The 13,065-nt window shown below is 52.1% G+C and carries 12 protein-coding genes; 5 read left to right on the top strand and 7 right to left on the bottom strand.

Annotation, left to right across the window (positions count from 1 at the left end):
- Nucleotides 1–19 precede the first annotated feature (19 nt).
- Together VMT71_08350 and VMT71_08345 are read right to left on the bottom strand one after the other, a co-directional pair.
- Complete coding sequence (locus VMT71_08350) at nt 20–1,015, bottom strand: response regulator (protein ID HVN23969.1); 996 nt, start codon at nt 1,013–1,015, stop codon at nt 20–22.
- 308 nt (nt 1,016–1,323) lie between these two features.
- Nucleotides 1,324–1,566, bottom strand: coding sequence for a hypothetical protein (locus VMT71_08345; protein HVN23968.1), 243 nt, complete (start codon nt 1,564–1,566; stop codon nt 1,324–1,326).
- Nucleotides 1,567–1,992: 426 nt separating this feature from the next.
- Between VMT71_08345 and VMT71_08340 the strand changes: the two genes are divergently transcribed.
- Together VMT71_08340 and VMT71_08335 are read left to right on the top strand one after the other, a co-directional pair.
- On the top strand, nt 1,993–3,138 hold the full coding sequence (locus VMT71_08340) for an acyl-CoA dehydrogenase family protein (protein ID HVN23967.1): 1,146 nt from the start codon (nt 1,993–1,995) through the stop codon (nt 3,136–3,138).
- A 100-nt stretch (nt 3,139–3,238) separates the two neighbouring features.
- On the top strand, nt 3,239–3,715 hold the full coding sequence (locus tag VMT71_08335) for a hypothetical protein (protein ID HVN23966.1): 477 nt from the start codon (nt 3,239–3,241) through the stop codon (nt 3,713–3,715).
- Between the two features lie 142 nt (nt 3,716–3,857).
- Here VMT71_08335 and VMT71_08330 read toward each other — a convergent pair whose 3' ends face one another.
- Nucleotides 3,858–4,637 carry a sterol desaturase family protein gene (locus VMT71_08330; protein HVN23965.1) on the bottom strand — a complete coding sequence of 260 codons (780 nt, stop codon included), beginning with the start codon at nt 4,635–4,637 and terminating at the stop codon, nt 3,858–3,860.
- Between the two features lie 207 nt (nt 4,638–4,844).
- On the opposite strand from VMT71_08330, the gene VMT71_08325 reads away from it, so the two are divergent.
- Entirely contained in the window at nt 4,845–5,129 is a 285-nt protein-coding gene (locus tag VMT71_08325) for a DUF3467 domain-containing protein (GenBank protein ID HVN23964.1), read from the top strand.
- Nucleotides 5,130–5,131: 2 nt separating this feature from the next.
- Here VMT71_08325 and VMT71_08320 read toward each other — a convergent pair whose 3' ends face one another.
- Nucleotides 5,132–6,568 (bottom strand): trypsin-like peptidase domain-containing protein, encoded by a 1,437-nt coding sequence (locus VMT71_08320; GenBank protein HVN23963.1) that lies wholly within the window; start codon nt 6,566–6,568, stop codon nt 5,132–5,134.
- Nucleotides 6,569–6,825: 257 nt separating this feature from the next.
- Between VMT71_08320 and VMT71_08315 the strand changes: the two genes are divergently transcribed.
- A complete protein-coding gene (locus VMT71_08315; GenBank protein ID HVN23962.1) occupies nt 6,826–7,257 on the top strand; it encodes a hypothetical protein in 432 nt (143 codons plus the stop codon).
- 46 nt (nt 7,258–7,303) lie between these two features.
- On the opposite strand, the gene VMT71_08310 is transcribed toward VMT71_08315, so the two are convergent.
- Nucleotides 7,304–8,521, bottom strand: a complete 1,218-nt coding sequence (locus tag VMT71_08310; GenBank protein HVN23961.1) for an ABC transporter substrate-binding protein — start codon at nt 8,519–8,521, stop codon at nt 7,304–7,306.
- 236 nt (nt 8,522–8,757) lie between these two features.
- Between VMT71_08310 and VMT71_08305 the strand changes: the two genes are divergently transcribed.
- The gene (locus tag VMT71_08305) at nt 8,758–9,789 is read left to right on the top strand and encodes a tripartite tricarboxylate transporter substrate-binding protein (protein ID HVN23960.1); all 1,032 of its coding nucleotides are present in this window, start codon (nt 8,758–8,760) and stop codon (nt 9,787–9,789) included.
- Nucleotides 9,790–10,071: 282 nt separating this feature from the next.
- Here the strand turns inward: VMT71_08305 and VMT71_08300 are convergent, their stop codons facing one another.
- The gene (locus VMT71_08300; protein ID HVN23959.1) at nt 10,072–10,773 is read right to left on the bottom strand and encodes an isochorismatase family cysteine hydrolase; all 702 of its coding nucleotides are present in this window, start codon (nt 10,771–10,773) and stop codon (nt 10,072–10,074) included.
- 188 nt (nt 10,774–10,961) lie between these two features.
- A complete protein-coding gene (locus tag VMT71_08295; GenBank protein HVN23958.1) occupies nt 10,962–12,671 on the bottom strand; it encodes a C45 family autoproteolytic acyltransferase/hydrolase in 1,710 nt (569 codons plus the stop codon).
- Between the last annotated feature and the right edge of the window lie 394 nt (nt 12,672–13,065).

The following is a 13,065-nucleotide window of genomic DNA, read 5'->3' as shown; positions in this document are numbered from 1 at the left end:
CCTGTTTCTTTTCAGTGGCTTACATCTCAAGGAGCGTGATTATAGGCCATTCCTTCACTCTCAGCACGCCGTCCATCTGCTTGAACTTGTTCTTGACAATATTGCCGATCTCTGCGAAGCTCGTGCCTTTCATGAGCAGTACGATGTCGTATTTGCCCCTTGTGCAGTCGCAGTACACAACCTGGTCATCGAAGTAGAGGGATGGGTAGATGCTGGCGAGCTTCTCTTTTTCGATTTCGAGCAGCACATAGGATGACGTCCTGGTCCGGGCTGTCTGGTTCGAGTAAACTTCACCTTCTTCTTTTTCGCGGCCGAGAGCCTTATCAACAGAGCCGATGATATCGACCACATTTTCTCCGAACATGGGGGAATCCACATTGAGCATCGTTATATCGGTCACGCCTTTAACCATCTTTATTTTCGTATCGACAACTTCCCGAATCGCCTCGGGCGTTTCAGCCTGCAGGAGAAGCATCAGGTCGTGGTCTCCCCTGATGGCATCGCAGTACAGAACGTTCTCCTGGAAGTAGAGGGTCCGATATGCCTCAAGGATATCAGCCTTTGCATCGAGTGTCACCAGGGCGTACGCGCTGTACGACTGAACCGGGGCCGTCGTCTCTTCTTTCTTGGGCGCTGGCGCCGGTGTGGGTACCTGCTCGAGCAGCTCGGTCAGCTCTTCCATCGTGAACGGTTTTTCCAGGTAGCCATCAGCCCGCTCTGCTTTCACTGCCTCTTCTACTGCGGCGTCGCCGTGGCCGGTAATGATAATGACCGGCAGTTGCGGATAGTTCAGCTTTATCACCTTCAGTAGCTTGATACCGTCAATGTCAGGGAGCCTCACGTCAACTATGGCACAGTCCAGGGGGGTGTTCTTTCTCTTGAACATGTTGAGCGTCTCCAACCCCTTCATGCCATTCTCACACGGCTCGGTGTAGTATCCTTGTTGCATAAGACCCAGGGTCACGTGCCTTCTCAAAGATGCCTCGTCGTCGATTAGTAACACTTTCTTTTCCATGATATGCTCTCCTTTTTGGTTTTTTTCGTGTGTCATCATATGGAAAAGCTATAAAGCAATAAGAATGCCACAAGGTAAAAGTACATTATTTCAGCAACTTAGGTACATAGACCCAAAATCACGGGAGACGGACTACGATAACAAATTGTATACGGGAGGCTAAATAGGTAATTATTACAGTAAGTTACTATGCTGCTATTTTTATTTACATTTTACAATAAAGTGCCGGAAGCCCTATTTACAAGGCTTTCTCCAATGTAAAGGGATTATGTGTAAATATTTTTAGCGGATAAGCTGTGGGAGGATCGCTATTTCTTGTTCTCTCCCCCGGATTGGGGGTTCTGATTGGCTGGCTGCACTTCCTGCTTGGGACCGTTCTCGGAATCTTTCGGTCGGTTTTTCTGGCGCTCCGGGTCGTTGGGCCAGGCCTGATGAAGTCGGTCCGGCACTCCCAGGAGGATCCCGGTTGCCGTGTCGCAATCGCACGCCAATACAGGTGCTGCGGAAACGGCCATAAGCAGCAAACAAAAAAGAACAACTACTTGCTTCATGACAACCTTCCTTTGCTTTTCTTATTCGAAGCTCACGTACGAATAATATAAAGCATTTGTGTCGTGATTTCTCTTACCGGGAGCCCTTCGCTTCGGGTTCGCTTGTGGTGAGCTCGGGAAGTTCCGCAAGGTAAAGACAGAGGTGCAATTTCTGGTAGGCCGGCCGATCTGGATCCATTCTCACCCACTCGTCTTGAGCCGATGTTGTCGGTGTTGTTTTTTCTTCATCTTCCATTAAGACTATTCTAGCGCGGCAGCCATGGGCTGTCAAAGACATGCTTACCCGGGCGCCGAGGATCATGCACTTGTGCATGGATGAAGGCGTCCTCACGGAAATCTATTGACATGCCGACGAACTCTCTATCAAAATAAAGCTGCGCCACGTCGATGTACCCCACTGCGCATTTGCTTTTCTTGGAGGTTAGTATGGAACTTACATCGGAACAGAAAGATATCGTCAAGGCGGCCCGGGAGTTCGCAGAGGCGGAGTTCACGGATCGTGCAAAGGAATTTGATGAGAAGGAAGAGTTCGACCCTGCCATATGGAAACGTGCAGCCGAGAATGGTTTCATCGGAAGTTTTATCGAGGAAGAGTATGGTGGTTCAGGGTTGGGATTCCTTGAACACAGCCTCATTACAGAGCAGTTCTGGCGTGTGGACCCCGGTTGCGGGCAGAGCCTGTGCGCGCTCAGCTTCGGCTCCGAGATGATCCAGGCATTCGGAACAAAGGAACAGAAGAAGAAGTACCTGCCACCGATCCCCGCAGGTGAGGCGATCATCGGGTTTGCCATCACCGAGCCGGATGCAGGCAGTGATGTGACCATGATTAAGACCAGGGCAGAGAAAAAGGGAGACAAGTATGTGATCAACGGCTCCAAGATGTTCATCTCCAACGGCTGCACGGCGCATTTCATGCTCGTCTATGCTCTCACTCATCCCGAGGAACGGGATGTGCACAAGAGATTCAGTATTATTGTAATAGAGACGTCCATGCCCGGCTACGAGGCGACCAAGATACACGGCAAAATGGGTATAAGGGCTGCAAACACCGCGGAAGTCAATCTGACCGGCGTTGAAGTACCTGTAACAAATGTCATAGGGCAGGAAGGCCGTGGTTTCTATCAGCTCATGGATTTCTTTAATAAGACACGCAACCACGTGGCCGCTCAAGGAGTCGGCGTTGCCCAGGGAGCCCTCGAAAAAGCCATTTTTCATGTGAAACAGAGAAAGGCGTTCGGCGGCACGCTGGCACGGCTCCAGGGGGTGCAATTCAAGATCGCCGAAATGGCCACGAGGGTCGAGGCAGCGCGAGGCCTCTACTGGAGATCAGCCTATCTTCTGGATAAAGGTAAGGCCGACGCTGCTCTCATCTCGATGGCAAAATGGTATGCGGGAGACACTGCTGTTTACGTGACCAATGAAGCGCTGCAACTCCACGGAGGTTATGGGTATATCGCTGAGTACGATATCCAGCGATTCTACCGCGATGCCAAAATCGTTGAGATTTATGAGGGCTCCAAGGAAGTTGAAAAAGCAGTCATAGCGAGCGAACTTCTGAAGAGGGTCTTCTGAAAGGCATCCGGCCCTTAGGCATCCGGCCCTTACTTGACAGATAGCCCCACGGTCCCTATCTTACGTTACATAATATTTTCGACAATCAAGGAGCCGTGCCATGAAAAAGGCGACAGCCGGAATCGCTTTGGCGTTGGGTGCACTCATTCTTTTATCCCCGCATCTTTATGCAGCGGAACATCCGGGGAAGACGGTGGAACATCCCGGGTCAAAAGTCGAGCAGAAGGGAAAACCGATTACCGCCGACACCGTCAAGAAGGCCATTGAAGACCATGCCAGGGAGATGTCAAAAGCCCACGGCGGTTTCTTCATGGTCAGGGATGAGAAACTTAATAAGAACTGGCAACTCACGTTCGTGAAAGTTCACGATCCTGTGCGCACCTTCCAGAAAGACGGGCAGACGGTTTATTTTGCGTGCAGCGATTTTAAATCTGCCGACGGGAAGGACCTGCTCGACATAGATTTCTGGATGGTGCCGAAAGGGGATAAACTGGAAGTAATCGATACCAAGATCCACAAAGTGAACGGTGAACCGAGATACACCTACGAAGGAGTCGAGATAAAGGAGATTAAGTAGCACCAGAGGAAATTCTAAACTCCAATATCTAAATCGTAAACAATATCGAATGACCAAAATTCAAGACGCGCCGTGTTTTGTTGTTTGAGTTTGGAGAATTGGAATTTGTTTAGGATTTGAATATTGAATATTCGGATTTGCTTCAGAGCGGTGTAAGAAGGAAGGGTTTGATCTTCATTGTTACATCGCCGCGTGGACCGGAGAGGCCCATCACTTCCAGTTCGGCTTTATCCCTCGACCAGCGATAACTGGCGAAAATTCGGTCCCAGAAACTCAGTATAGTCGAAAAATTGGTATTGAAGCAGGCGCGGTAAAGTGCATGATGGCAGCGGTGCATCCTCGGAGTGACGATCAGCCTTTCCAACCTGTCTTGAAAGCGCATCGGTATGGCGACATTGCTGTGATGGAAGAGCGACGCGCTGTTGAGAAGAAGGTCGAAAGCCACCAATCCCCAGAGTGACGGCCCCCAAAAGAGAATCATCAGACATTTGGAGCAACCCGAGAGAATAAGCTCTCCGATGTGGAACCTCGCTGCCGTAGTCACATCCAGTTCCATATCACTGTGGTGGGCCCTGTGAAAGCGCCACATGAACGGCACCTTGTGGAACGCGCGATGCATCCAGTAATCCCAGATATCGAGGAGAATGACTGTTGCAACGATCTCGGTCCAGCCCCCGAGTCCCAGCAGGGACGCTATGCTTAGAGCATGGTGCTGTGAATACACGAGCGCGCCGACTGTGGGCCAGGTCATCACCAGGTAAAGGATTACGCTATTGGTGATGTTCAGTCCCAGGTGAAAGATGACCCTGAAAGACTTTTTTTGAGCGGTGGGTGCATAAGGTGCGATCTGCTCGATAAGGAGGAGACCAAAAAATAGTGTGAAAAAAGCTGTAGCTCTTATAAAAAATGGTAGACTACCCATACCGTATCCTTATCAAAGCCTTGCTCCGGTCACTATACCATGGAACGAACAGGAAACAGGATGAAGGCAAGGCGCAAGAGCTAGCAGCTTACGTGGAGATGGTAGCCGTAAGTCCTCTGCGATCAAGGAGAGTCTCATGTGCAATTGAGGATGCCGGCCTTGTGACATAATCGAGCCCAAAGCGCCCAATCAACAGAGGAGGAGAGGATGGACATAGGAAAAGGCGGAGCAGAACAGATACAGATCAACACGACCGACGAGTTGTCGAGAGGGCGATACGCCAACAGCATGATTGTGGGGCATGGGCCGGAGGAATTCACCATCGACTGGTTGCTTCAGTCACACAATGGGGCCCACCTTGTCTCGCGAATCATCGTGACCCCGGGGCACATGAAACGCATCGTGAAGGCTCTTGAAGAAAACCTCTTCAGGTACGAACAGAATTTCGGCGAGATCCGGATAGTGGAGCCGCCTCCAACAATGGTCCAATGAGGTCATCGCACTGTTACCTGCACCTGACCCGCGTTGCCACTCCTGTGATCCACCGCGACCAGGGTGACACGAACGCCCGGTTTTAATGAGCTGACGAGCTCGATGAAATTCTCGAGGCTGCTGATTGTTTGTCCTTCAATCTGAAGGATGAGATCCCCTGGTTCGAAACCAACCTCTCCCAGCGGCCCTTTCGCGTCGACCCGTGTGATCGCAACGCCCTGGTTGCTTTCAAGCCCGTACTTGCTCACTTCCTGGGGCGTGACAGCACGAAACTCAGCTCCCAAACGCTCTTTGAGCGAGGCAGCCAGAATCTTGGTCGCCTCCTGCAAGCTTCCGATGTGGATTGTAAGGTCATGTTTTTTGCCGGCGCGCAGAATAGTGACACGAGCGTCGCTGCCTATGGGTGTATTGGCCGCTTCGTTCCGGAGGGAACTCGCGTCCGCAATCTCCTTTCCCTGGTAAGCAACAACAATGTCGCCCTTTTTCAGACCGGCTCTTTCGGCCGGTCCTCCTTTGACGACCTCACTCACGTAGGCGCCCTTGAGAGTGTCGACACCTGCCGATTTGGCAAGTTCCTGAGTGAGATCCTGTACGCCAACCCCCAGCCAGCCTCGCTCGACTTTGCCATGCGCGATCAGTAGCTTGCTGATGTGTTGGGCTATGTTGCTCGGTATCGCGAAACCGATTCCCTCGGAACCTCCGGACTCCGATGCAATCGCAGCATTGACGCCGATCACTTCACCCCTCAAATTGAGAAGGGGGCCGCCGCTGTTCCCCGGGTTGATGGGGGCATCTGTCTGCAAAAAATCCTGATAGCTCGTCGGATCGGTAATGCCGCGGCGGTGCTTTGCGCTGATAATGCCCTGCGTCACGGTCTGATCCAGACCACGCGGGTGACCTATGGCCACCACCCATTCGCCGACTTCTACCTTGTCCGAATCTCCAAAGGTTACGTAAGGAAGCTGTTCCTTGGTTGGGATCTCTATGACTGCGAGGTCTGTTTTCGGGTCTCCTCCAACGAGCTTCGCCTGGTAGTGCTTTCCATTGGCAAGGACTACCTCAATCTTTGTCGCGCCGCCTGCCACGTGATAGTTGGTCAGGATATGGCCGCGAGCATCAATAATCATGCCGGTCCCCAGTCCCCTTACCTCGCGCTTGAATTTCTTGGGCATCTTGGGATTACCGAAAAAGTAGCGGAAAAAAGGGTCGCCCTCGAAGGGAAGAAAGGGGTTTGCCACTTCCTGGCGCTCGGTTACTTCGATATGGGCAACGGCAGGGATGGTCTTCTTTGCGATCTCCACGATGGCTGTACTCAGATCAACAGAAGGGGCTGCTTGCGAGGGACAGGGCGCTACCAGAAGAGCCGGTCCCCCCATGAACGTGACGACGAAGAAAAGCAGGATCAAAGAACGACCATTCAGAAGTAGAGAAAGTGACACGGTGCACCTCCTGTGCATCAAAGCATTCTACTTCAACTAATGTAAGACCGTGAAGGAAGATTTGCCAGAAACGACCGCTGCCCGATTATTATGCGCTCCCAGCAATGGCAAAGGAATGTAGTCTTCCGGTACTGGGTCGGAGAGTATCCCAAAATAGTCATCGGTTCAACGCTGCACGTCGTTTGATTTGCTCCCCTGTTGCCTGGCGATTGTGGTAACATAGCGGAGACGGACAAGACGGTAAGGAGGGTGGGTATATGAAGAAGCTATCCGGAGGATTGACTGTGGCTATCTTGGTGCAGTTAATCCTTGGCCTAAGCGCGCTGCGCGCTGGCGCGGCAGAGGACTCGGAAAGAAACTGGACCATGTACATGAGAGGGAGAGATGGAACGGAATATTACTATGATAAACAGGCGGTACTGGAAACACCTCAACGATACCTGCAGGTGTGGCGAAAAAGAGTATTCAAGAAAGGGGCAGCGCAAAAGGAGATCATAACCTTCGATCAGCTGGCCTGCGATTTTAGAGAAGAGTTTCGCACGTTGCAGATGACCGTGACCTATTGGGATGGCACCTCGAAGGTGTACAGCAACTTCACACAATGGGCGCACATTTACACAAACAGTCCTGAGCAATACCTCGTGGACGAGCACTGCAAAGGAACATACAAGGTGGTACCCGAAAAGTGACTCCAAATCATGAATAAAAGCTTGGCGGATGGAGATGCTGTACGAGCTACTTGTGTTGCCAGTATTTCCAGACATCGGCCTGGGCTACTCCTGGTATTCTATCGATAACAGCATTGACCAGCTTTCCGTCCTTTTTTTCCACTTTCAGTATGTACATGGTCATGATCCTCTGGTGATACTTGTCAAAAGCAAGCGGACCCGCAGGGGTTTCGATCTTAGGCGCTATCTGCATGACCTCCTTGGCTACGCGGGTGGGATCCTGAACATCGCCTTTGAGGGACGCAATTGCTGCTCCGATTACATTCGCAGCGGTGTAACCGTACTCAGCATACCTGGAAGGGGGCTCACCGTATTTGGCGGTGTACGCCTTTACGAACGCCCGGCTTTTGGGAGTATCCAGGGCTGCGGAGTAATGGCCGATCGTGATGATACCGAGAGCAGGGTCTCCAATGCTTGCCAGATAGGGATCATCGGTCAGGACGTTGTGACCGAGAAGGGGAAGCCTTTTCTTTAGCCCGAACTCCTCATACTGTTGCACGAAGCGTACAGCATCTGTGCCGGTATAGAACGTATACACCGCGTCCGCACCCTTGACATCAATGACGCTCAAGAAGGGCGCGAAATCCATGGTGCCCATCTTGGGATACACTTCTTTCAGGATCTTCCCTCCGGCCTCCGTAAAGCCCGCCTTAAATGCGTCCAGCGAATCATGTCCTGCCGCCCAGTCAGCGGACGAAAGCACCATATTGCGGTAGGCGGTATTCTTGTAGACCCATTTTCCCATGGTAAAACTGCTCTGGTCGGCTGTCTCGCACACGCGGAAAACGTTTTCGCTCGCTTTATCCGGGGAGGTCAATTCTTTCGCGGTGGCAACAGGGTTTATCTGGACTACTTTCTGCCTGCGGATGTAATCGTGAATGGCTAGACCTACGGCACTGCTGAGAGGGCCTATGATGAAGTTAACTTTTTGTTCTTCAACCAGACGCCGCACTTTCGTCAAGCCAACAGTCGGGTTAAGCTCGGTATCCTCCTTGACTATCTGGATGGTGCGCCCGCCTGCCTTTCTGCCGATCTCGTCGAAGTATAACTCTGCACCGTCATTCGTCAGCTTCGCTGCCAGCGCGTTCACGCCGGTATAGGGGAGGAGTATCCCTACTCTAATCGGCGGCTGCTCGGCGGCCGATGCGTTTGCGCTCCAAAGAAAAAAGAGACCAATGCATAAAGCAAGACCAATCCACACCGATTTACTGCTCCCAGGCCTCATAGTTGTGCCCCCTTGTCTCGCAATGTGTTTTTTGGAATTACGTTCCAATGTAGTTTAAAGTTAGTGAAGGTGTCAATGAAAATAACGAACATCAGTGCCACGGTTGCCACCCGGAACGAGGCTGTGCCTGACGTATAATTTTTTAGGTGACATTGGAGTATTTTAGGTTATATATATGCCGAATACCTTGCAAACTGTTGAGGATAGGTTTGGGTGATGTCAAAGAGTGAAGAGAGATGAGGAAAAAACCTATGAAGCAGGTGCTGTCGATATGTATGATGCTGTCGGTTTTGATTGCAGTTGCCGTGGGAGATCTTGCTGCTGCTCCGTATTACGAGGGTAAAGTAATCCGGATCACGGTGGGCACAACCCCGGGGGGCGGTTACGATGCGTGGGCCCGTATTGTCGCCAGGCATTGGGGCAACCACATCCCGGGAAAGCCGACCATCGTTGTCGAAAACATCCCGGGAGCCGGGGGGCTTATCCAAATCAAGAATTTGTATTCGGCGACCAAGCCTGACGGCCTCACAATCGGCCACATCCTCGGTGGTTTCATATTAGGACAGTTCCTGGGAGAGCCTGGTTATGACTTTGACGGTGAGAAGTTCAATTTCATCGGTGCCTCTTACAAGGACAACGTCGTACTAGTACTTAGCAAGAAGAGCGGCATCACTTCCGCGGAGAAACTGCGGGCCTCACCCGTGCCCGTCAAAGTGGGTGGCCTGTCAAAGGGGAACTCCTCCGAGGGTGCCCTGCGAATGGCGAAGTACATCGGCTTCCCACTCCAGATCGTCTCCGGTTACAAAGGCACTACCGAAATCCGCATTGCCATGGAGAGCGGAGAGGTTGCAGGAGGACCTCCAGGCTGGGACAGCGCGAAAACCAGCTGGCTCAAACCCGATTCAGACGAGGTGTTCGTGGCACTGCAGTTTGTTCCGAAGCCCATCAAAGAACTTCCAAAGGTTCCGAGGTTGATAGAGTTCGCCAAGACAGATGAGCAGAAAAAGGTCGTAGAGGTCGGAGTTCATGCTGTGAATGACTTCGCTCGGCCTTTCGTTGCGCCTCCGGGCGTCCCTAGGGAGCGCGTGGCAATGCTGCGCAAGGCCTTCGACGACATGGTGAGGGACCCGGCATTCCTCGCCGATGCCGCGAAAATGAAGGTCACGGTAGACCCGGCGACTGGTGACGAACTGGCCGCTGAGATTGCTGCGGTCGCCAAGGCAGACAAGGCGATCCTCGCGAAGATCAAGACGATTCTCTTCGAATGACCTGCGGCCTTATATGAAGAAGGTGGTGCTGAGAAACCAGTAGAGGCGGTCTATCGCTGGGGCTCGGCGTCGCCCCCTCCAGTGGCAAAGCCATCACCCGCAAGCGGGTACCCGGCCTCCCCCTCTCGCGAGCCGTGCTCGCTGGATAGATTCCTTACGGGCGGCGCGAGCCAGCAGAGCACCACGCTTTGAACGTGGGCGAATGTATGCAATGTTTGCGCGAACGCATATCGTAAGTACCAGAGCTTGCCCGTGGGAATCTATTCCGGAGGCGACTGACACTCAGCGCGATAATTCCTGGATCGCCTGGTCAGATGTCATGACCCTTCCCCAGAGTCTTCCAAAATTAGTCAGCAATTCCTTGACGTAAGGCTCCGAAGCATCGGTGGAGATTGCATCAGAAATAAGCACGGCGTTATAGCCATTATTGAAAGCGCCTTTGCCTGTCGAATCCACGCAGATCTGCGTTACGGTCCCGGTGACCAGTACTGTCCGGATTCCGTTCGCCTTGAGGGTGATATCCAGGTTTGTCCCTTGGAACGCGTCGAAGAGATCCTTGTCGATGACAGTGTCCCCTTTTGCGGGGTAGATCTCGTCCACCACATCCGCCGAATCGAGCTCCTTCTGCACGTCCGGGTAGAACCTCTTGAACCCCGGAACAATGGCGTTTGCTTTTAACGCATCCGGGCGCCCAACCTTCATGAGACGGACTCTTTGATTGTCGTTAACATCGACAAGTCTCGTGTAGATAACCGGCATCTTGTTGGCGTGAAAGTAGTCTATGAGTTTCTTGTTGGCACCCAATGTGGCCTTCGCTGCTTTGGTTTGGAGGATACCGCCGTCCCTCACGAAGTCATTCTGCATATCAACCACGATGAGGGCCGTCTTGCCTTTCTCCGGAACGAATGCAGGCGGCGGTGCGGCGTAAGCGGCTGTCTGGAAACAGCAGATCAAAACAGCAAACAACAAAACTGTGATTTTCATCTCTCCCTCCCGATACATCTTCGTTGTGATAACAGCGCTCAATGATTCGATGGTAACAGCTATGGCCAGAGGTGTCAATGCAACACTTACCTCCTTACCAGAGCAAGCTGCCGCCTCGGTCGATCGAAGCGGCAGCTTGTTGTTAATGGGCTTATCGACGCGCGCATCTGTAAGTGATCGGTGCGCACTTATTTCAGCTTCGTCGTGACCATCTGAGAATAGAGCTGTGCCGTAGCATAGTCGGTAAGTGCAGTACTCCAGAGAGATACTTGCCCTTTGTCGCGACCGTGAGAGGTGTTTTCCGCGGCCGCTTCTGCCATTCTGCCTTTCCACCATGCCTCAGTCGCCTCACTGAGCAAATCCGTGAGCTCCTTTCGAGTAGCAGCATTTAATCCAGAAGCCTTACGAGTGAAAGCAGACCAAGCGGCCTGCAACATTTCCCAGGCGTCATCGGATGCAGCGCCGGCTACTTTATCAATAGAATTCTTTAGCTGCCACTTCGTGTATTCGCCGGTCGGTTTGGGATCGTCCGGCCAGTAATATTTGATTGACGTGCCCGCCGGTCCCCCGGATTGGAGATAGGTTGTATTTCGCACGGGAAATTGGATCACCTGGCCCTCGCCGCCCTCGCAGTTATTGCCGGGAACGTAGCAGACGAAGGAGGTAGGGGGATCGGTAGTCATGTCAAGCTGAGAGAAGTCGTTGGGGACTACAGTGTTCCATTGCTTTTTTGCGGCATCGTACCACTTGTTGGACAACCATGCGGCTTTGGCAAAGTCCAGGCCGATAGTTCCACGTGGAGCATTAGAGAGTTCCTTGAAAATGGTGTTGTACCGCACGTAAGTGTCCGGGAACCAGTCCGCAGGGATTCTGTAGGGTATCATCGCAGGGCTGTTGTAATCATTTGTAGTGGCAACGAAGTCTTTGTTCTCTCCGAGATCGCCCGGTTTCCTTTTCAGGCAGCCGCAATAGCTGCATTCGTATGCAAACACATCACCCGATTTGTCCGCAAAAAGAAAGATGCCTGTCACACCTCCTTTGGGAGTTGCGTCCAGATACTTCATTGCGTCCGCGGGCGATTTAGCATACTGCAGCATATAGTGAAAGTAGACTTCTGAAGTGACTCCCCAGTTTGTGGCGCAGGGTGTCCTGGGATCGGTTACCGAAGCCGTCATGATCCAGGCAAACTTGTCATTCATACCGGTGTTGCTTGCAATCCTACCAGCCATGGTCAAATCTATAAAACGCTCGCCCTCATCTGGAAACGCGATAAGAATAACAAACGATTTTATGTCTTCGATGAATCCGGTTGTAAGGGAGACCATTGACTGATGGTCCTGCGTGGCGTTTCCGGTCGCTGCGAAGGAAGTGCAGGAAGCCTGCGCGCGATTACCGGTGCGCGCCTTGGCCAGAGCCGTCGCCTTCTCGTTCTGCAGGGAAGCCACGCCGGTTTCTGAGGGATACGGTGCGCCCGGGCGAGCCCATAGTTCCTGGGGTAAAACCATGAGCGCTATAAGGTCAACGTAGCTGATATGGACGCCCTTGTTCTTGCATCCCTTTGATATCCCGCGGAGCCATTCCTTCATCTGAGGGTCATACTTCTCAATGTAGTAGGTCCAGACTTGTATGTCTTTGAGTACCCCGTCGTGACCCAGGAGCGGGCCGCCTTTGAAGACGGTTACTTCATTGTCGAGTATCTGCCAGGTTACGTCCCGATTGGCAGCGATAAGGTCCGCTGCCTGCTCGCCATACTGCACGCCCATCTCGTAATTACTGCCGGACACGACAACGACTCTTATGGGTGCTGACGTATCTGGTGCGGCAAAAAGCGTGGCGCAATGAAAAAAGACCAGACCAAAAACAGCCATTACAGCGATTGCGCAAATCGTTTTCTTCATATGATTGCTCCTTTCATTAGACATTCCATTATCCAGGCAAACCATAGTTGCCCATCCGCTGACGAAATCGCATTCACCTCCTTTTCGATTTAGATCCAAATGCGAAACAGAACCTGAATCGATAGTAACGGAAAGAGGCACCGGCTTTCAATAATCGCCAGTCGTTTTTTGTGTAGAATTATGTCATCCGAGTTGTAGTCGTCCGACTACAAAAAAGAGGCTTTTCTATTTTCAATCAACAAGGCCGTGCTTTGCAGCATATCGTGCCAATTCGGCATTAGATTTCATTTTCATCTTCTGGAGAATACGCGTGCGGTAGGTGCTTATGGTTGGGCGGGCAAGCGAGAGTTGGTGGCTGATCTCTTTGATCGATTTGCCGTTAACGATCAACGAG

The sequence above is a fragment of the Syntrophorhabdales bacterium genome, assembly GCA_035541455.1.
Lineage (GTDB): Bacteria > Desulfobacterota > Syntrophorhabdia > Syntrophorhabdales > WCHB1-27 > JADGQN01.
Note: the sequence above shows the minus strand (reverse complement) of the source record. Positions and strands in the feature narration are given on the sequence as shown.